This window comes from Spirillospora sp. NPDC029432 (genome assembly GCF_040703975.1).
Classification (GTDB): Bacteria; Actinomycetota; Actinomycetes; order Streptosporangiales; family Streptosporangiaceae; genus Spirillospora.
This window is the reverse complement of the sequence record NZ_JBEZWH010000089.1, coordinates 1-18,104: the sequence shown is the minus strand read 5'-3', so window position 1 is coordinate 18,104 and position 18,104 is coordinate 1. Positions and strand designations below refer to the sequence as shown.

General features: G+C 74.8%; 19 protein-coding genes. 11 read left to right on the top strand and 8 right to left on the bottom strand.

Going from position 1 to position 18,104, the window contains the following annotated elements:
• The first annotated feature begins 6 nt into the window (after positions 1-6).
• The 4 genes from narJ to AB0881_RS37890 are packed head-to-tail and all read left to right on the top strand — an operon-like array spanning position 7 to position 2,956.
• Positions 7-693 carry a nitrate reductase molybdenum cofactor assembly chaperone gene (gene narJ / locus AB0881_RS37905; RefSeq protein WP_366625181.1) on the top strand — a complete coding sequence of 229 codons (687 nt, stop codon included), beginning with the start codon at positions 7-9 and terminating at the stop codon, positions 691-693.
• Complete coding sequence (narI, locus tag AB0881_RS37900; protein ID WP_366625179.1) at positions 690-1,418, top strand: respiratory nitrate reductase subunit gamma; 729 nt, start codon at positions 690-692, stop codon at positions 1,416-1,418. The genes narJ and narI overlap by 4 nt, the downstream gene beginning before the upstream one ends.
• Before the next feature lie 53 nt (positions 1,419-1,471).
• Entirely contained in the window at positions 1,472-2,491 is a 1,020-nt protein-coding gene (locus AB0881_RS37895) for a hypothetical protein (RefSeq protein WP_366625177.1), read from the top strand.
• Between the two features lie 3 nt (positions 2,492-2,494).
• Entirely contained in the window at positions 2,495-2,956 is a 462-nt protein-coding gene (locus AB0881_RS37890; protein WP_366625175.1) for an MSMEG_6728 family protein, read from the top strand.
• Between the two features lie 4 nt (positions 2,957-2,960).
• Here the strand turns inward: AB0881_RS37890 and AB0881_RS37885 are convergent, their stop codons facing one another.
• On the bottom strand, positions 2,961-4,166 hold the full coding sequence (locus tag AB0881_RS37885; protein WP_366625173.1) for a hypothetical protein: 1,206 nt from the start codon (positions 4,164-4,166) through the stop codon (positions 2,961-2,963).
• A gap of 255 nt (positions 4,167-4,421) precedes the next feature.
• Between AB0881_RS37885 and AB0881_RS37880 the strand changes: the two genes are divergently transcribed.
• The 3 genes from AB0881_RS37880 to AB0881_RS37870 all read left to right on the top strand — a co-directional run bounded on the left by AB0881_RS37880 (position 4,422) and on the right by AB0881_RS37870 (position 7,030).
• Positions 4,422-4,997, top strand: coding sequence for a hemerythrin domain-containing protein (locus tag AB0881_RS37880; protein WP_366625171.1), 576 nt, complete (start codon positions 4,422-4,424; stop codon positions 4,995-4,997).
• A gap of 98 nt (positions 4,998-5,095) precedes the next feature.
• Positions 5,096-6,763: a catalase gene (locus AB0881_RS37875; RefSeq protein WP_366625169.1), complete on the top strand. Its 1,668-nt coding sequence runs from the start codon at positions 5,096-5,098 to the stop codon at positions 6,761-6,763.
• A 30-nt stretch (positions 6,764-6,793) separates the two neighbouring features.
• Complete coding sequence (locus tag AB0881_RS37870; protein WP_366625167.1) at positions 6,794-7,030, top strand: hypothetical protein; 237 nt, start codon at positions 6,794-6,796, stop codon at positions 7,028-7,030.
• Between the two features lie 28 nt (positions 7,031-7,058).
• Here the strand turns inward: AB0881_RS37870 and AB0881_RS37865 are convergent, their stop codons facing one another.
• Genes AB0881_RS37865 through AB0881_RS37855 form a run of 3 tightly spaced genes read right to left on the bottom strand, consistent with a single transcriptional unit; the run spans position 7,059 to position 9,265 of the window.
• Entirely contained in the window at positions 7,059-7,724 is a 666-nt protein-coding gene (locus AB0881_RS37865; RefSeq protein WP_366625165.1) for a TetR/AcrR family transcriptional regulator, read from the bottom strand.
• A gap of 9 nt (positions 7,725-7,733) precedes the next feature.
• The gene (locus tag AB0881_RS37860) at positions 7,734-8,891 is read right to left on the bottom strand and encodes a thiolase family protein (RefSeq protein WP_366625164.1); all 1,158 of its coding nucleotides are present in this window, start codon (positions 8,889-8,891) and stop codon (positions 7,734-7,736) included.
• Positions 8,888-9,265, bottom strand: a complete 378-nt coding sequence (locus AB0881_RS37855) for an OB-fold domain-containing protein (RefSeq protein ID WP_366625163.1) — start codon at positions 9,263-9,265, stop codon at positions 8,888-8,890. Before AB0881_RS37855 ends, AB0881_RS37860 begins: the two co-directional genes overlap by 4 nt.
• 108 nt (positions 9,266-9,373) lie before the next feature.
• On the opposite strand from AB0881_RS37855, the gene AB0881_RS37850 reads away from it, so the two are divergent.
• Genes AB0881_RS37850 through AB0881_RS37835 form a run of 4 tightly spaced genes read left to right on the top strand, consistent with a single transcriptional unit; the run spans position 9,374 to position 13,973 of the window.
• Positions 9,374-10,825, top strand: a complete 1,452-nt coding sequence (locus AB0881_RS37850; protein ID WP_366625161.1) for an aldehyde dehydrogenase — start codon at positions 9,374-9,376, stop codon at positions 10,823-10,825.
• The gene (locus AB0881_RS37845; RefSeq protein ID WP_366625159.1) at positions 10,822-12,339 is read left to right on the top strand and encodes an AMP-binding protein; all 1,518 of its coding nucleotides are present in this window, start codon (positions 10,822-10,824) and stop codon (positions 12,337-12,339) included. Before AB0881_RS37850 ends, AB0881_RS37845 begins: the two co-directional genes overlap by 4 nt.
• A gap of 15 nt (positions 12,340-12,354) precedes the next feature.
• Entirely contained in the window at positions 12,355-13,152 is a 798-nt protein-coding gene (locus AB0881_RS37840) for an SDR family oxidoreductase (RefSeq protein WP_366625157.1), read from the top strand.
• Between the two features lie 56 nt (positions 13,153-13,208).
• On the top strand, positions 13,209-13,973 hold the full coding sequence (locus tag AB0881_RS37835; RefSeq protein WP_366625155.1) for a crotonase/enoyl-CoA hydratase family protein: 765 nt from the start codon (positions 13,209-13,211) through the stop codon (positions 13,971-13,973).
• Positions 13,974-14,054: 81 nt separating this feature from the next.
• Here the strand turns inward: AB0881_RS37835 and AB0881_RS37830 are convergent, their stop codons facing one another.
• The 4 genes from AB0881_RS37830 to AB0881_RS37815 form a co-directional block, all read right to left on the bottom strand.
• Complete coding sequence (locus AB0881_RS37830) at positions 14,055-15,665, bottom strand: ABC transporter permease (RefSeq protein WP_366625154.1); 1,611 nt, start codon at positions 15,663-15,665, stop codon at positions 14,055-14,057.
• Positions 15,662-16,603, bottom strand: coding sequence for an ABC transporter ATP-binding protein (locus AB0881_RS37825; RefSeq protein ID WP_366625152.1), 942 nt, complete (start codon positions 16,601-16,603; stop codon positions 15,662-15,664). Before AB0881_RS37825 ends, AB0881_RS37830 begins: the two co-directional genes overlap by 4 nt.
• Positions 16,604-16,796: 193 nt before the next feature.
• Positions 16,797-17,444 (bottom strand): TetR family transcriptional regulator, encoded by a 648-nt coding sequence (locus AB0881_RS37820; RefSeq protein WP_366625150.1) that lies wholly within the window; start codon positions 17,442-17,444, stop codon positions 16,797-16,799.
• 63 nt (positions 17,445-17,507) lie between these two features.
• Complete coding sequence (locus AB0881_RS37815) at positions 17,508-17,804, bottom strand: HEAT repeat domain-containing protein (protein ID WP_366625149.1); 297 nt, start codon at positions 17,802-17,804, stop codon at positions 17,508-17,510.
• Between the last annotated feature and the right edge of the window lie 300 nt (positions 17,805-18,104).

Genomic DNA, 18,104 nt, shown 5'->3' with positions numbered 1-18,104 from the left:
CGGCCGATGAGAAGACCGCGCAAGGGGACCGCACTCGACGACGCCGCGCTGGCCACGGCGTGGCAGGCGGCGTCGCTGCTGCTGGGCTATCCCGACGCCGCGCTGCTGGACCGGCGGCCGCTGCTGCGCCGCGCCGTCGCCGCGCTGCCGCCGCCGGTCGCCGGGCCGCTCGGCCGCTTCCTCGACCACTTGGACGCCACGCCCGAGGACGAGCTCGCGACCGAGTACGTGGCGACGTTCGACCACCGCAAGCGGGGCTGCCTCTACCTGACGTACTACGCGTACGGCGACACCCGGAAGCGCGGTCTGGCGCTGCTGCGCTTCAAGCAGGTCTACGCGGCGGCGGGCCTGCGCCTGGACGACTCCGAGCTGCCCGACCACCTGGCCGTGGTGCTGGAGTTCGCCGCGACCGGCGACCCGCGGGAGGGGCGCCGGCTGCTGCTGGAGCACCGCGCCGGGCTGGAGCTGCTGCGGCTGGCGCTGGCCGACTCCCGCTCGCCGTGGGCGGCCGTCCTGGAGGCGGTCTCGGCGACGCTGCCGCCGCTGGCCGGCGACGACCGCGACGCCGTCGCGCGCCTGGCCGCCGAGGGCCCGCCCGAGGAGGAGGTCGGCCTCGCCCCGTACGGCGCGGACGCCGCCGCCACCGGCCCGGGGCCCGTGTTCGTGACCGACCGCCTGGAGGTCCGCTCGTGACCGTGACCGATGTGCTGCTGTGGGTCGTCTTCCCCTACGTCGCCCTCCTGGTGTTCGTGCTCGGGCATGTCTGGCGCTACCGCTACGACAAGTTCGGCTGGACGACCCGTTCGTCGCAGCTGTACGAGCGGCGGCTGCTGCGCGTCGGGAGCCCGCTGTTCCACTTCGGCGTCCTGGTCGTCCTCCTCGGGCACGTCGGCGGCCTGGTCGTCCCGGACTGGCTCACCGAGGACCTGGGGATCAGCGAGCACGCCTACCACGTCACGGCCGTGGTGCTGGGCACCGTCGCCGGCGTCTGCACCCTGGGCGGGCTGGCGATCCTGATCTACCGGCGCCGCACGGTCGGGCCCGTCTTCTCCGCCACCACCCGCAACGACAAGCTCATGTACGCGATGCTGACCCTGGCGATCGTGCTCGGGCTGGCGGCCACCGTCGCGGCCAACGTCTTCGAGGGCGGTTACGACTACCGCAAGACCGTCTCCCCGTGGTTCCGCTCGATCTTCTACCTCCAGCCCGACGGGGAGCTGATGAGCGGGGTGCCGATCCTGTTCCGGCTGCACGCCCTCAGCGCGCTCGCGCTGTTCTGCGTCTGGCCGTTCACCCGGCTGGTGCACATGCTGACCGCCCCCGTCGGCTACCTGACCCACCCCTACATCGTCTACCGCAGCCGCGACGAGCGGCTCGGTTCGAGGCCCGTCCAGCGCGGCTGGGAACGGGCCTCCTGACCACTCGACCCGATCACCGACCCGATCATCCGACACGGCAACGGAGCGGCCTCATGGCGACGGAACGGCAGGACGTGCGGGACGGCGCGCGCGAGGCGGCGGAGGCGGCGCTGTGGGCGCCGTCGGTGCACAACACCCAGCCGTGGACGTTCGGCCTGAGCGGGCCGCGGATCACGCTGCGCGCCGACGCCGACCGGCGGCTCGGCGCCGCCGACCCCGACGGCCGGGAGATGCTGATCAGCTGCGGCGCGGCGCTGCTGACGCTGCGGGTGGCGGCGCTGGCCCTCGGGTACGACCCGGACGTCCGCGTGCTGCCCGACCCGGACCGGCCGCACCTGATCGCGGACGTGGTCCTGGGCGGCCGCGCGGAGGACCGCGCCCGCGACGAGGACGCGCGCCGCCTCTACGGCGCCGTGCGGGAGCGGCGCACCCACCGCGGCCCCTTCCGGGCCGCCGAGATCCGCCCGGCCCTGCCGCCCCTGCTGAAGCTGGAGGCCGAGCGGGAGGGGGCATGGCTGGAGCAGGCCGTGGAGCCGCACACCTCCGCCGCGCTGGGTGCGCTCACCCAGGCCGCCGCGCACGTCCAGCGGATGAACCCCGCGTACGTCGCCGAGGAGGCCCGCTGGGCGCCGCCGCCCGGCAGCACCCGGCCCGAGGGCGTCCACGAGGAGGCGTACCCGGAGCGGCCGCCCCGGGCGGGGTTCGCGCCGCGCGAGTTCGCCCGCGGCCACGACTGGGGCACAGCCGACACAGCCGGCACGGCCGACACGGCTGGGGACGAGCCGGAGACCGGGCTGGTCATGCTGGTCACCACGCCGGGCGACACCCCGTACGACCGGGTCCGGGCCGGGCAGGCGCTCCAGCGGGTGCTGCTGCGCGCCCACGCCGAGGACGGCCTGGCCGCCGCGTTCCACACGCAGCCGCTGGAGGTCCCGGAGCTGCGCGAGTTCGTCCGCACCCGCTTCTGCGGCGGCCGGTACCCGCAGGCGCTCTTCCGGCTCGGCGCGCCCGCCGGCTTCGAGCCGGCCGGCGTCCGCCGCCCCGCGGAGGCGGTCATCCGCGAGGAGCCCTGAGGGGTGCAGACGTTCCTGCCGTACGAGGGCTTCGCCGCGTCGGCCCGCGTCCTGGACCCGCGTCGGCTCGGCAAGCAGCGGGTCGAGACCGTCCAGGTGCTGCGCGGGCTCACCGTCCCCGGGTACGGCTGGCGCCGCCACCCGGCGGTGCTGATGTGGCGCGGGTACGAGGAGGCGCTGGTCCGCTACGGGCTGGAGATCTGCCGGGAGTGGACGGGCGCGGGCCGCCGGGACACCTGCGCCGCCACGCTGGGCACCGACCTGCGCGCGGCCCGGGGCGTGGAGCGCGTGCGGGACCAGCGCGAGCTGGCCGAGGCGGGGGACCTGCCGCCCTGGCTGGGCGACCCGGCCCTGCACCTCAGCCACCGCTCGTCGCTGGTCCGCAAGGACCCGGACTTCTACGGCCCGCTCTTCCCCGGAGTGCCCGCCGACCTCCCGTACGTCTGGCCCGCCTCCGACCGCTGACCGGTCAGCGGCGGGTCTCCTGGAGGGCGGCGACCGGGTGCGGGCCGTCGGTGGACAGCCGGTACTCGCCGCCGAACATCTCGCGGTGCTGGTCGATGACGCGCTCGCTGGGCGGTTTCTCGTCGCCGTTGATCTGCCGCTGCATCTCCTCGAACCGCTCGTGCGCCTCGCTGACGTACCCGGCGCCGAGCGTGGTCAGGTCGATCTGGGTGGCCAGCAGCTCGCGGATGTACTCCTTGTTCGGCTCGAACGTCAGGGGCCGGGGCAGCGCGGGCGCGAGGACGCTCTCCGGGTCGCGGCCGTCGTGGCGGCGCATCAGGTCGCAGGCGATCCGCAGGTGCTCCAGCTCCATGTTCAGGTGCAGCTCCCAGATCGCCTTCACGCCCGGGTCGGACTCGGTCTCCATGAACGAGTGGTAGAGGTAGCACTCGTTGTACTCGTGGTTGACGAGCCGCTCCCACCAGGTCTCGCCCGGGTCCACGAGGGACTCGTAGTGGGTGACGTGCTCCTCCTCCACCAGGCCGATCTCCTGGTAGAGCTGGCGGGCGATCGGCTCCATGTACATCGGGCCGACGTTCATGTAGAAGTTCATCGTCTGCTGCTCGGCCGACATGATCGTCAGCGCGTGCAGCTTGGAGATCGGCGCCGCGGTGGCGCGGTCGTACGGCTCGCGGACGTTGTCGGCCGGGGCGCGGTGGTGCCGGATCGTGGGCCGGCCCGGGATGACCTCGGTCAGGTCCTCGATGAGCTTCTCGGCCTTGCGGTGCTCGATCATCTCGTACAGGTTGGCGTACCGGTACAGGTGGTCGAAGTCCTCCAGCACCCCGAACTGGTAGGCCTGCTTGAGGTACGGGTCGGGCTCCATCCGCGCGACCCAGCCGGTCAGGTCCACCGCGACCTGCTCGTAGGCGATGGTGGTCTCCAGCACCGACGCCTGGCCGGGCAGCAGCCAGTTGACGGCCTTCTGCTGCTGCTGCTCGATGTAGCGCACCTCGGCCAGCCGCCGCTTGACCTCCATGTCCGGGCAGACCCGGTTGAAGTGGTGGCTGAACATGATGGCCTCGACCTCGATGCCGTTCATCGTGATGATGCGGCACTTGGTGTACGGGTCGGACCGGTCGGGGTCCACGGGGGACACGTTGAGCTCGCTCCAGTTGCGGATCTGGCGGTCGAGCGGGATGCCCCGGTGCTCGAGCGGGTTGAACGTCATGGTTCGCCGGCCTTTCCCTCTGCGGGCCGGCTCGCGCCCGGGCCCGCGTCGCCGAGTGGTGTGCGGCACGACTGGTGTGCGGCACGAATTGTGTGCGCGGCACGCCCTACCCGGCGGGCGGCGTCCCTCACATCCCGCACCGGATTTTCGTCGCGCCTTTGCCCGTCCGGGGCCGGCCCGCGGCATAGCGCGGCGGTCCCCGGGTACGTGGGCTGCGCCGTACGCAGGGGGCGTACCGACGAGAGGGACTTCTCCATGACGACCACACCGGCGCAGGTGCCCGACACCGGCGACGTCATCGGCCTGCTGCGCGAGCAGCACAGCCGGATCCGCGACCTGTTCGACCTCGTGCTGTCCTCCAGCGGCCGGGCGCGCGAGGAGGCGTTCCGGGACCTGGTGCGGCTGCTGGCCGTGCACGAGACCGCCGAGGAGGAGATCGTCCACCCGGTCGCGCGGCGCCGGCTTCCCGGCGGGGAGGGGATCGTGGCCGACCGGCTGGCCGAGGAGCGCGAGGCCAAGGAGCTGCTGGCCGAGCTGGACGGGATGGACACCGCCGACCCCGCGTTCACCGAGAAGCTCGACCGGCTCCGCGTGGACGTCCTCACGCACGCCCGCGCCGAGGAGCGGTACGAGTTCGAGCGGCTCGGCGACGAGTTCGACGAGTCGCAGCGCCGCGCCATGGCCACCGCCGTGAAGGCCGCCGAGGCGACCGCGCCCACCCGCCCGCACCCCGGTACCGAGAGCGCGGCGAAGAACATGCTCGCCGGGCCGGCGGTGGCCATCGCCGACCGCGTCCGGGACATGATCCGCGACGCCCGGTCCGGAAGCTGAGGGATTCTTGACTCGGCCTGGCCGGAACGAGCCTTTGAGGATGGCCCTAAAAGGGTAGGGCCCGCGTTCGAGAGCCATCGCCGTGAGAGGAGACCGTCATGACGGACGTCTCGAGCAAGGGACCCGAGCCCGGGGACGAGCGGGCCGTGCTGACCAACCGGCAGGGACATCCCGTCTACGACAACCAGAACCAGCGCACCGTCGGCGCGCGCGGGCCGGCGACGCTGGAGAACTACCAGTTCCTCGAGAAGATCTCCCACTTCGACAGGGAGCGGATCCCGGAGCGCGTCGTGCACGCGCGGGGCGCGGTGGCGTTCGGCTACTTTGAGGCGTACGGCTCCTGGGGCGACGAGCCGATCTCCACCTACACCCGGGCGAAGCTGTTCCAGGAGCGCGGCAAGCGCACCCCGCTCGCGATCCGCTTCTCCACGGTGATCGGCGGCCGGGACTCCTCCGAGGCGGCCCGCGACCCGCGCGGCTTCGCGGTCAAGTTCTACACCGAGGACGGCAACTGGGACCTGGTCGGCAACAACCTGGCCGTCTTCTTCATCCGGGACGCCATCAAGTTCCCGGACGTCATCCACGCCCTCAAGCCCGACCCGGTGACGTTCCGGCAGGAGCCCAACCGCATCTTCGACTTCATGTCGCAGACGCCCGAGTCCATGCACATGCTCGTCAACCTGTTCAGCCCGCGCGGCATCCCCGCCGACTACCGGCACCAGCAGGGCTTCGGCGTCAACACGTACAAGTGGGTGAACCAGCGGGGCGACACGGTGCTGGTCAAGTACCACTGGATGCCCAAGGCGGGCGTGAGGAGCATGACCGCGGAGGACGCCGCGGCCGTCCAGGCGGGAGACCTCGGGCACGCCACCAAGGACCTGTACGAGGCCATCGAGCGCGGCGACTACCCGGAGTGGGAGCTGCTCGTGCAGATGATGAGCGACGAGGAGCACCCGGAGCTGGACTTCGACCCGCTCGACGACACCAAGACCTGGCCGGAGAACGAGTTCCCGGCCCGCCCCGTCGGCCGGATGGTGCTCGACCGCAACGTGTCCAACGCGTTCACGGAGAACGAGCAGATCTCGTTCGGCACCGGCGTGCTGGTCGACGGGCTCGACTTCTCCGACGACAAGATGCTGGTGGGGCGGACGTTCTCCTACAGCGACACCCAGCGCTACCGGGTGGGGCCCAACTACCTGCAGCTGCCGGTCAACCAGGCCAAGAACGCGCCGGTCCGCACGAACCAGCGGGACGGGCTGATGGCGTACCAGGTCGACGAGTGCGGCGACAACCCGCACGTCAACTACGAGCCGTCCATCACCGGCGGGCTCCGCGAGGGGCAGTACCCGACGCACGACGAGGAGGGCCCGGAGATCCGGGGGAGGGTCACCCGCAAGCGGATCCCGCGCACCAACGACTACGTCCAGGCGGGCCAGCGGTACTGCCTCATGCAGGACTGGGAGCGCGACGACCTGGTGAAGAACTTCACCGACCTGCTGTCGCAGTGCGACCGCCCCATCCAGGAGCGGATGGTGTGGCACTTCCTGCTGGTCGAGGACGACCTGGGCCTGCGGGTGGGGGAGGGCCTCGGGATCGGTCCCGAGGACGTCGCCCACCTGAAGCCGCTGGCGAGCCAGGACCTCACGGAGGAGGACCGCAAGCGGCTGGCCAACCTCGGCAGGAACGGCCGCCGCGACGTGACCGACCTGCAGATGACGCACTGCGTCCCCAATGACCGGGCCGTCTACCGCTCCGGCGGGTCCTGAGGCGGCCGGGAACCCGAGAAGGAGGACACGATGAGCGAGGCCAGGAAGCCGGAGGGCACGGAGAAGAGGGACGCCGATCCGGCCGACCGCGGTCCGGGCGCCAGCTCGGGCCACGAGAGCCTGCCGCGCGAGCGGATCATCCGCGGCACCGGCAGCGCCGCCGAGGGGTACGACTCCGAGGACGGCGGCGACGGGACGCGGGAGGGCGATCCGGTCGCGGGCGTGAAGGCGGACCCCGAGGAGATCCGCCGCGTCCGCGGCGAGTGACCGGCCGCCGAGCGGCCGGCCGGCCGGGCTAGGCGCGTCCCGCGGGCCGTGCGGCGGGGACGGTGAGCCCCGCGCGGACCAGGTGCCGGGCGGTGGCGACGGCGGCGTCCAGATCGACCCGGCCGGGATCCACCAGCCATTGCAGGCAGACGCCGCGGATCAGGCCCTCGATCAGCACGGCGTTGGCGGCGTGGTCGGTGCCGGCCGGGACCTCGCCGTCCGCGGCGGCCTGCTCCAGCCAGGTGCGGATCGCCGTGCGCAGCAGCTCGTTGGCGCGGGCGACCGCGTCCCGCAGGCCGGGCGCCGAGCTGACCGAGTCGGCCATCGCCACGTACATGGCCCGCATGTACTCGTCGCCGTCGCGCAGCGAGCCGATGTAGGCGGCGATGAAGTGGTCGAGGGCGGCCAGCCCGCGCAGGTCCTCGCCGCCGGCGGCCATGCTGCGGGCGGCGGCCTTGCGGATCTCCTCGATCGCGGCGGCGAGGCAGGCGTCCTTGGAGCCGAAGTGGTGGGTGACCAGGCCGCGGCTCAGCCCGGCCTCGCGGCCGATCTCACCGAGGGTGGTGCCGGTGTAGCCGCGCTCGGCCAGCAGCCGGATCGCGGCGCGCAGCAGCCGCCGGCGGGCCTGCGCGGTCCGGTCGGCCTGGGTGCGCCGCGCCCCGGCCGGCCGCCCTGGGGTCGGCGCCTCTGACATGGGACGAGCTTAGACCGGCCGCCGCAGCACATGGACCGCGCAGACCGCGCCGAGGCCGACCATGTGCGCCAGCCCGGCGGCCGCGCCGGGGTGCTGCCGGTCGCCGGCCTCGCCGCGCAGCTGCCGGGTGATCTCGGCGATCTGGCCGACGCCGGTGGGGCCGATGGGGTGGCCCATCGCCAGCAGGCCGCCGGACGGGCTGACGGCGCACCGGCCGCCGATGTCGAACGCCCCGGCCGCGGCGAGCGCGGCCGCCTCACCCTTGCCGCACAGGCCCAGGGCCTCGGCGTACTCCAGCTCCTCGATCGCGAACGCGTCGTGCAGCTCGACCACGTCGAGGCCGGCGGGCGCGATCCCCGCCTGGTCGAGCGCCTCGGCGGCGGTGACCCGGGTGAGTTCGGCGTCGGTGTCGTCCAGGCGCTCGCTGCGCTGGACGGAGGCGGCGACGCGCACGCAGCGTGAGGCGTCCAGGCCGAGCCGCTCGACGGCGTCGCCGGAGACGACGAGCGCGGCGGCGGCGCCCTCGCCGATGGGGCAGCACTGGAGGCGGGTGAGCGTCCCGGCGATGGGCGGCTCGTCCAGGACCTCCCGGAGCGAGCGCTCCCTGCGGCGCTGGGCGAACGGGTTGCGGGCGCCGTTGCGGTGGTTCTTGACCGCCACGGCGGCGACCTGCTCGCGGGTGGCGCCGTGCTCGCGCGCGTACGCGTCGGCCAGCAGCGCGAAGTGCGCGGCGGGGATGCCGTGGCGGCCGACGAGGTCGGGGACGCCGGTCCGGGCCGGGCCGCCGCGCAGCGGCTTGTCGACGCCGAGGGCCAGCGACACCTCGGCCAGCCCGCAGGCGACCTTCAGGCACGCCTGCCGGAACGCCGAGGAGCCGGACGCCGAGGCGTTCTCCACCTGCGTCATCCGGATGCCGGTCGCGCCGAGGTGGCGGAGCATGCCGCGGGAGACCGCCATGCCCAGGCTCGTGGTGCCGGTCCAGGCGCTCTCCACGTCGGTCCAGCGCAGCCCGGCGTCGGACAGCGCGGCGCGCACGGCGGTGAGCCCGAGCCGCACGTACGGGGTGTCGGACGGGCGCTGGTACGGGTGCAGCCCGATGCCGGCCACGTACACGGGGCGCAGGTCGGCGAGGGTCTTCGGGGACGCGGTCATCGGCGACGCGGTCATCGGCGCTCGCTCTCGAAGCGCAGGGCCGTCCGGTCGCCCTCGCCCTCCAGGCGGGCGCGCACCCGGTCGCCGGCGGCGGCCGTTCCGGCGTGCACGCCGCGGACGAGGGGGCCGCCGTCGAGCCGGACCGAGACGAGCGTGAACGGCACCGCCACGCGGGGGTCGGGGTGCCGGTGGACGGTCGCGGCGGCCCGTACCGTGCCGGCGGCGGGCAGGTCGAGGGGGTCGCCGGGGCCGGCGGCGCCGCACGCCTCGCAGCCGTACGGCTGGCGCGGGAAGGACGCGTGCCCGCAGGTGAGGCAGCGGCGCCCGTGTAGGACGGGTTCGCCGGACGGCCCCGTGCCGAACGGGGCGCCGTGGAGGGTCGTCGACATGGCCCCGATGCTTCCACCTTGTTGGCCGACTAACAAGTATTTACTAGTCGGCTGGCCAACTTGTATGTTCGGGGCGCCCCGGCCACGCTTCCCGAAGGAGAAGGCGCCGTGCTCGCGTGGGACGACCTGTACATCGGCGGCGAATGGGTCACTCCGGCCCGTTCCGCCCGCATCGCGGTGGAGAACCCCGCCACCGAGGAGACGATCGGATCGGTGCCCGACGGCGCGCCGGCCGACATGGAACGGGCCGTCGCGGCGGCCCGCGCGGCGTTCGACCGCGGGCCCTGGCCCCGGCTCGACCCGGCCGAGCGCGCGGACATGATCGAGGCGCTGGCCGCCGCGCTCACCGCGCGGGCGGACCGGCTGGCCGGCACGATCGTCATGGAGACCGGCCTGCCGGTCACCGTCGTGCGGCTCGCGCACACGCACGCGGCCATCGCGACGCTCACCCACAACGCGCGGCTCGTCCGGGCGACGCCGTTCCAGGAGGAGCGGCCCGGCGCGCGGTTCCCGTTCCGGCTGCGCCGGCTCGCCACCGGGGTGGTCGCGGCGATCGTCCCGTGGAACATCCCGCTGCTGGGCGCCTGCGCCAAGCTCGGCCCGGCGCTGGCGGCCGGGTGCACGGTCGTGCTCAAGCCGTCCCCGGAGACCCCGCTGAGCGCCTGCCTGCTGGCCGAGTCCGCGCACGAGGCGGGGCTGCCGCCGGGCGTGCTGAACGTGGTGCCCGCCGGCCGCGAGAGCGGCGCCGCGCTCGTCGCCGACCCCCGGGTCGACAAGGTCGCCTTCACCGGCAGCACCGCCGCCGGGAAGCGGATCGCCGCCACGTGCGCGCGGCGGATGGCCCGCTACTCGCTCGAACTCGGCGGCAACGCGGCCTCGATCGTGCTGGACGACGCCCCCGCCGGGCGGGTCGCGGCCGGCGCGGTCGGGATGGGCCTGATCAACAACAACGGCGAGGCCTGCGTCGTGCAGGGCCGCGTCCTGGTGCCGAGGTCCCGCGAGGAGGAACTCGTCGAGGCGATCCGCGCGGCGGCCGCGGCGGTCCGGCCCGGCGACCCCGCCGACCACCGCACGCTCCTCGGCCCCATGATCACCCGGGCGCACCGGGACCGCGTCCTCGGGTACGCGGCGGCCGGCGTCGAGGAGGGCGCGGTGCTCGTCCACGGCGGCGGCCGCCCGGCGGGCCTGGACCGCGGCTGGTACGTGGAGCCCACCGTGTTCGCCGGGGTGTCCAACGGCATGCGGATCGCCCGGGAGGAGATCTTCGGGCCGGTGCTGACCGTGATCCCCTACGACGGCGAGGAGGACGCGGTCGCGATCGCCAACGACACCGAGTACGGCCTGTCGGGCTCGGTCTGGAGCGCCGACCCGGAGCGGGCCGCGCTGGTCGGCGCCCGGATCCGGGCCGGCTCCGTCTACGTCAACGGCGCGTTCCGGCTGGACGCCGACGCGCCGTTCGGCGGGTTCAAGGAGTCGGGCGTCGGCCGCGAGGGCGGCCCCGAGGCGCTGGCGGAGTACCTGGAGCCGCAGGCGATGTTCCTGCCGGCGGAGGCCCGGTGAACCGGCCGGACGAGCCCTGCGCGTACGAGGGCGACCGCGTCCTGACGCACGGGCGGTGGCACGAGCAGGCCGCCCGGCTGGCCACGGCGCTGCACGCGCGCGGCGTGGGCCGAGGCGACCGGGTCGCGGTGCGGATGCGCAACCGCCTGGAATGGCTGGTGGTCGGCCTCGCCCTCGGCAAGCTCGGCGCGGTCCAGGTCGCGCTCAACTACCGGCTGGCCCCTCCCGAGACCGCGCACATCCTGCGCGACTGCGAGGTGCACGCCGCCGTCGTCGACGACGCCGACCCGGCCCCGCTGCTGGACGCCTGGGACGGCCTCGGCCTGCGCGCCGCGATCAGCGTGGACGCCCCGGCCGCGCCCGGCGCCGAGCGGCTGGACGCCCTGCTCGCGGACGCGGCGCCGGGGGAGTGGCCGGAAGGGCACCTCGCGCCGCTCATCGTCTACTCGTCCGGGACGACCGGCGCGCCCAAGGGCGCGCCGCTGGGCGGCTGGAACTCCCGGCCCGACCCGCGGGTGCTGCGCGAGTACCTGACCTCCGTAGGCTTCGACGGCGCCACCGGCGGGCCCGGCAACCGCACGATGGTCACGCTGCCGATGCACCACGGCGCGGGCCCCGCCTCCGTGCGGACGTCGCTGCGCACCGGCGGCACGGTGCACTTCCTGCGGCGCTTCGACGCCGAGGCCGCGCTGGCGCTCATCGAACGGCGCGCGATCACGCACTGGTCGTCCGTCCCGACGATGCTCCAGCGGATCATGAAGCTGCCCGCTCCGGTGCTGCGCCGCTACGACGTCTCCTCGCTGCGCTACCTCGGCACCGGCGCCGCGCCCGTGCCGCGCGCGCTGAAGGACCGGGTGCTGGAGCACTTCGGCGAGATCCTGCACGAGGGGTACGGCTGCACCGAGGCCGGGATGATCGCCGGCTGCCGGCCCGCCGACCACCGCCGCCGGCCGGGCACCTCCGGCCGCCCGTTCCGGCACGTCGAGATCCGGATCCTGGACGCCGCGGGCGCCCCGCTGCCGCCCGGCGAGACCGGCGAGATCGCGGTCCGCACCCCCGTGGTGATCTCCGGCTACATCGGGCGCGGCCCGCTCGGCCCCGACCGGCTCGATGCCGCCGGGTTCTACCGCACCGGCGACATCGGGCGGCTGGACGCCGACGGCTACCTGTTCATCTCCGACCGCCGCACCGACATGATCATCACCGGTGGCGCCAACGTCTACCCGGCCGAGGTCGAGGCCGTGCTGGCCCGGCACCCGGCGGTCGCGCTCGCCGCCGTGATCGGCGTGCCCGACCCCGACGCCGGGGAGCACCCGATCGCCGTGGTCGAGCGGCAGCCCGGCGCCACGGCCGAGGCCGCCGAGCTGATCGCGTTCTGCGCCGGGCGGCTGGCCCGCTACAAGTGCCCGCGCCGGATCGAGTTCGTCGACGCGCTCCCGGTCAACCCGATGGGGAAGATCGAGAAACGCCGGCTCCGCGAACCGTACTGGCGCGGCCACGACCGCCCCATCTGACGAGAGGACCCCCACGTGAACACCGACATCTGCGACCTCGGCGGCCGGATCGCCCTGGTCACCGGCGCCGGCCGGGGCGTCGGCCGGCGGACCGCGCTGCACCTGGCCGCGCACGGCGCCGGCGGCGTCGCGGTCAACGACTTCGTCGCCGGCCGGGCCGCCGCCGTCGCCGAGGAGATCGCCGCCACCGGCGTCCCGGCCGTCGCGGCGCCCGCCGACGTCGGCGACTTCGACGCCGTCACCGCCATGTTCGGCAAGGTCCGCTCCGAGCTCGGCCCGGTCGGCATCCTGGTCAACAACGCCGGCAACCGCGGCGCCGCCCCGCGCCCCAAGGGGCGGCCCCGGCCGTTCTGGGAGCAGACCCCCGAGGACTGGGAGCCCTGGATCCACGTCAACCTCAACGGCGTCCTCAACTGCACCCGCGGCGCGCTCGCCCAGATGGTCCCCGAGGCGTACGGGCGGATCGTCACCGTCATCTCCGACGCCGGCCGGGTCGGCGAGGCGCGCGGCCTGGAGATCTACTCCGGCGCCAAGGCGGGCGCGGCCGGCTTCACCCGCGCCGTCGCGCGGCTCGGCGGCCGGCACGGCGTCACCGCCAACAGCGTCGCGCTCGGCGCGACCCGCACCCCGGCCATCCAGCGGCTCACCGAGAACGAGGAGTTCGCGAGGAAGGCGCTGGCCGGCTACCCCGTGCGGCGCTTCGGCGAGCCCGAGGACGCCGCCAACATGATCCTCTTCCTCGCCTCCGACGCCGCGAGCTGGATCACCGGCCAGACGGTCCCCGTCAACGGCGGCTTCTCGATGACCCTCTGAGACCCCCCGAGACCCCCGAGCCCCTCTGAGACACCCTGAAGCCCGAAGGAATCCGCATGGACACGCACATCCGTACCGAACGGCACGGCCACACGCTCCTCATCACCGTCGACCGGCCGGGCGCGCGCAACGCCTTCGACCGGGAGACCGCCGCGCAGATGGAGAGCGCGATGGACCTCCTGGACGGTGACGCCGAACTGCGCGCCGGGGTCGTCACCGGCGCGAACGGCACGTTCAGCGCGGGCGCCGACCTCAAGGCCGCCGCCCGCGGCGAGCGGCCCGCCACCCGGCGCCGCGGCGGCTTCGGCGTGTTCGCGCGGCCGCCGGGCAAGCCGCTGATCGCCGCCGTCGAGGGCCACGCCGTCGCGGGCGGCTTCGAGCTCGCCCTGGCCTGCGACCTTGTCGTGGCCGCCGAGGACGCCCGGATGGGCCTGCCCGAGGTCCGGCACAACCTGGTCGCGATCGGCGGCGGGCTGTTCCGGCTGCCGCACCGCATGCCCTACCACCTGGCCATGGAGCTGGCGCTGACCGCGGAGCCGCGCCCGGCGTCCTACTTCCACCAGTGGGGCGTGGTCAACCACCTGGTGCCGCCCGGCACCGCCGCCGCCGGGGCCCTCGACCTGGCCGCCCGGATCGGCCGGAACGGCCCGCTCGCGGTCGCCGCGTCGGCGCGGATCATGCGCCGTTCCGCCGACTGGACGGAGGAGCAGGCGTGGCGGGAGCAGGCGGCGATCGCGACCCCCGCGATGCGGTCCGCGGACACGGCCGAGGGCCTGCGGGCGTTCGCGGAGAAGCGCGCCCCCAGGTGGCGCGGCGTCTGAGCCGTCCCGGCACGCCGGAGGGGCCGGGCGGCGCCACCGCCCGGCCCCTCCGCGCTGACCCGCGACCCCTCCGGCCGCGGGTCAGCCCGTGGCCATGTCCCGGCGGCGCAGGCCGGCCAGCCCGGCGGCGCCGAGGACCAGGACCAGCGCCGTCAGCCAGGCGAACGGCGCGAGCTCCGCGTCCTGGGCGGGCAGCTTCGGGATGTGGGTGAACGGCGAGACGTCCAGCAGCCACTGGTCGGCCTGGAACGCGGCGCCGAACAGCGTCAGGACCGCCGCCACCGCGAGCGCGCCCCAGCCGCCGGCCGCGCTGAACCGCGGGACCAGCCCGGCGAGCGCCAGCGTGACCGCCGCGATCAGCCACACCGCCGGCAGCTGCGCGAGCGCCGCCGCCGTCACCCGGGGCAGCTGGCCGCCCACGTCACCGGTGTCCAGCCCGTGCGTCAGCCCGGTGGCCAGGCCGCCGACCGCCTGCACGGCCGCCGTGCCCAGCAGCGCGAACACCAGGTGGGAGGCCGCCCAGCGGACCCGGCCGACGGCCGTCGCCAGGATGGGCTCGGCGCGCTGCGCCGTCTCCTCGGCGCGCATCCGCAGCGTCGCCGACACCGCGTACCCGGCCGCGATCACGCCCATCATGCCCATGACGGTGCCGAAGTAGACGTCCACGATGCCGCCCGTCCCGCCGCCGAGCCGGCTGAAGATCTCCTCCAGGTCGGGGTTGTCGGCGACCATGTCCTGGACGGTGCCGGCGACGCCGCCCCACACCACGCCCAGCGCGGCGAAGCCGGCGAGCCAGCCGTACAGGCCGCGCGAGTGCAGCCGCCAGGCCAGGCCGAACGGCCCGCTCAGCGACGGCGCGGCGTCCGCCGGGCCCAGGCTCGGCGGCAGGATCCCGGCGCCGACGTCGCGGCGCGCGGTCAGGTACGCGGCGGCCGCCACGAGCAGGGCGACGGCCGCCGCGGGGACGGCCAGGACCCACCACTGCTCGCCGCCGTACGCCTGGAGGCGGGTGCCCCAGCCGAGCGGGGACAGCCACGACAGCCAGGACAGCCCGTTGCCCTCGCCGCCGGCGTCGGCGGCCATCCGCACCACGAACGCGCCGCCCAGCGCGGTGAGCGCGATGCCGCGCGCCGCGCCGGCGCCCTCGGTGAGCTGCGCCGCGACGCCGGCGACGGCCGTGAACACCCAGCCGGCCAGGGCCAGCTGGAGCCCGAACGCGATCGATCCGGCGGCGGGCATGCCCATCGCGGTCATGCCGCCGGCCAGGACGATCCCGATCGCGAGCGCGGCCCCGCCGGTCACCAGCAGCGCGGCGGCCAGGCCCGCGCCGCGGCCGATCACGGTGGCGCCGAGCAGCTCGCGGCGCCCGGCCTCCTCCTCGGTGCGGGTGTGCCGGATGACCGTCAGCGCGCAGAACAGCGCGACCATCACCGGGATGAACCCGGAGCGCTGGGCGACGATCGCGGCGATCGAGGTGTCGTGCATCGGCCCGTACAGCGCCAGGAACGTCGGGGACTCCCCGGTGGTGCGGGCGTAGTTCTCCTGGGCGGCGGCCGTGGGGTAGAGCTCCTCGGTCGCGGCCACGAAGTTGAGCGGCATCAGGCCGAGGAACAGCGCCCAGACCGGCATCAGGAACCGGTCGCGCCGCAGGATCAGGCGGGCCAGCCCGCCGGTTCCGGTGAGCGCGGTCATCGCACGGACTCCTCGCCCGCGGTGGCCGCGCCGGCCGGGACCTCGTCCTTGTAGTGGCGCAGGAACAGCTCCTCCAGCGTCGGCGGGCGGCTGGACAGGCTGCGCACGCCGGTCGAGACCAGCTGCCGCAGCACCTCGTCGAGCCTGCTGGTGTCGACCTCGCAGCGCACCCGGTTGCCGTCGACCCGCATGTCGTGCACGCCGGGCAGCGCCGACAGCCCGTTGGGCGGGGCGGCCAGCTCGGCGTCGATCGAGGTGCGGGTCAGGTGCCGCAGGTCGGCGAGCGTCCCGGTCTCGACCGCGACGCCGTTGCGGATGATCGTCATGCGGTCGCAGAGCGCCTCGACCTCGGACAGGATGTGGCTGGACAGCAGCACGGTGCGCCCGTCCTGCCGCTCCTGCCGGATGCAGTCCTGGAAGACCTCCTCCATGAGGGGGTCCAGGCCGGAGGTGGGCTCGTCCAGGATGAGCAGCTCGGCGTCGGAGGCCAGCGCGGCGACCAGGCCGACCTTCTGCCGGTTGCCCTTGGAGTACGCGCGGCCCTTCTTCTTCGGGTCGAGCTCGAAGCGCTCCAGCAGGTCGGCCTTGCGGCGCGGGTCCAGCCCGCCGCGCATCCGGCCGAGCAGGTCGATGACCTCGCCGCCGGACAGGTTGGGCCACAGGGTGACGTCGCCGGGCACGTACGCCAGCCGCCGGTGCAGCGCGGTGGCGTCCTTCCAGGGGTCGCCGCCCAGCAGCCGGGCGGTGCCGGCGTCGGCGCGCAGCAGGCCCAGCAGGACGCGGATGGTGGTGGACTTGCCGGCGCCGTTCGGGCCGAGGAAGCCGTGCACCTCCCCGGCGCGGACGGTCAGGTCGAGCCCGTCCAGGGCGCGGGTGCGGCCGAACGTCTTGACCAGGCCGGATACGGAGATGGGCGTGTCGGATGTCGGTGCGGTCATGGTTGGTGGACCTCTTGTCTCGGGGGGGAGCGGACCGGCGGGCATGCGGCCGCCGCCCCCATGACCGCCCGCTAGGGCTGGGGGTCCGGCCGGCCGTGCCGCGTACCTGATGGGAACCGGGGGCGCGGCGGTGCCGGCGGGTCCGGGTCGGCCTTGCGGGCCGCGGCGTGCGAGGTGGAGATGCGCCTGCCCATCACGAGTCTGGTTCTCCCTCGTCGCCGGGCAGCCGGTCCATCGCGGCCCTGGCCTGCTCGACCAGCTCCGCCGGGAGCAGGTCGTCGGTGAGGATGTCGAACATCGCCCGGCCCAGCCGGGGGTAGCCCTCCATCGTCAGCGGATCGGCCCCGAGGCTGCGGTGCAGGTGCTCGTGCAGCACCAGCACGCCGAACGACATCGTGGTCAGGACGGCGGCGTAGGCGCGCAGGTCGGAGGTGGTCGGCCGGTTCAGGATGGAACCGGGCTCGGCGAGGATCTCCTCGCTGAAGGCGACCGCCTCGTCGAAGAACCGGGCCGCTCCCGGCGACCCGTCGACCAGGGCGCGGGCGAGGTAGCGCTGGACGGGGATCCCGGTCCGCATCGCCAGCGCGAGGAACCCCGGGTCGCCCATCCCGCCGGCGAGCGCCTTCTTCTTGTTGGTCACGAGGGCCTCGATGGCGTACTCGTCGCAGGCCGCGCGCAGCCCGGCCTTGGACCCGAAGTGGTGCTGGACGAGACCGGGCGACACCCCGGCGGCCTCGGCGACGCCGCGGATGGTCGTCCCCTTGACGCCGTGGGCGGCGAACTGCTCGAGCGCGGCGTCCCTGATGCGCGCCCTCGCCGTCAGATCCTCGTCCCCCGCCAACGCCGTGCCTCCAATACAAGTGTTCAGCTTCCAATACAGTTGTACAGTCCTTCGGCGGCGCTTTCAAGGGGCGGCGGCGATCCTGTCCGTCAAGGACGCGTAAAGACGCCTCCGGTCCGGGCGCGCCCGCCCGGCCGCGTGCCGCAGGGCGGGCAGCGCCGCGTCGCCGAGCAGCACCAGGCCGTCCGCGGCGGCCCGGCGCACCGCCGGCCGGCCGTCGGCGAGCAGCCCGACCAGGTCCGGGACCGCCGGTGTCCAGCCACCGTGGGCCAGCGTCCGGACCGCCGAGCGGACGACGTCGGGCCGCGGGTCGTCCAGCAGCCGCACCGTCTGCTCCAGGTAGGCGGGCCGGTCCAGCACCCGGCGGGCGATCCGGTGGGCGTGCAGGCGGACCCGCGGGGCGGCGCCGCCGATCAGGTCGGCCAGCAGCCCGCCGAACCCGGGGACGCCGCCCGCCGCCTCGTCGTGCTCCTCGGCGAGCAGCGTCAGCGCCCGCCGGGCCTCCTCGGGCGTCCCCGTACGGGCCGCCCGGAACAGCTCCTCCCGGGACGGGCGCGGCTCCCGGGGCGCCGGGAAGGTTCTGCCGCAGCATCACGCCCCAGTCGGCGTCCTGCGGCCCGGCACCGAAGCCGAGAGCGGCGAACGCGGTGGAGATCTGGA

Coding starts and splice junctions, on each gene's coding strand:
- AB0881_RS37895 (WP_366625177.1), top strand. CDS start 1,472: ATGGCGACGGAACGGCAGGACGTGCGGGACGGCGCGCGCGAGGCGGCG.
- AB0881_RS37855 (WP_366625163.1), bottom strand. CDS start 9,265: ATGTCGACGACCCTCCACGGCGCCCCGTTCGGCACGGGGCCGTCCGGC.
- AB0881_RS37825 (WP_366625152.1), bottom strand. CDS start 16,603: ATGACCGCACCGACATCCGACACGCCCATCTCCGTATCCGGCCTGGTC.
- AB0881_RS37865 (WP_366625165.1), bottom strand. CDS start 7,724: ATGTCAGAGGCGCCGACCCCAGGGCGGCCGGCCGGGGCGCGGCGCACC.
- AB0881_RS37875 (WP_366625169.1), top strand. CDS start 5,096: ATGACGGACGTCTCGAGCAAGGGACCCGAGCCCGGGGACGAGCGGGCC.
- narJ (WP_366625181.1), top strand. CDS start 7: ATGAGAAGACCGCGCAAGGGGACCGCACTCGACGACGCCGCGCTGGCC.
- AB0881_RS37870 (WP_366625167.1), top strand. CDS start 6,794: ATGAGCGAGGCCAGGAAGCCGGAGGGCACGGAGAAGAGGGACGCCGAT.
- AB0881_RS37885 (WP_366625173.1), bottom strand. CDS start 4,166: ATGACGTTCAACCCGCTCGAGCACCGGGGCATCCCGCTCGACCGCCAG.
- AB0881_RS37830 (WP_366625154.1), bottom strand. CDS start 15,665: ATGACCGCGCTCACCGGAACCGGCGGGCTGGCCCGCCTGATCCTGCGG.
- AB0881_RS37860 (WP_366625164.1), bottom strand. CDS start 8,891: ATGACCGCGTCGCCGATGACCGCGTCCCCGAAGACCCTCGCCGACCTG.
- AB0881_RS37835 (WP_366625155.1), top strand. CDS start 13,209: ATGGACACGCACATCCGTACCGAACGGCACGGCCACACGCTCCTCATC.
- AB0881_RS37880 (WP_366625171.1), top strand. CDS start 4,422: ATGACGACCACACCGGCGCAGGTGCCCGACACCGGCGACGTCATCGGC.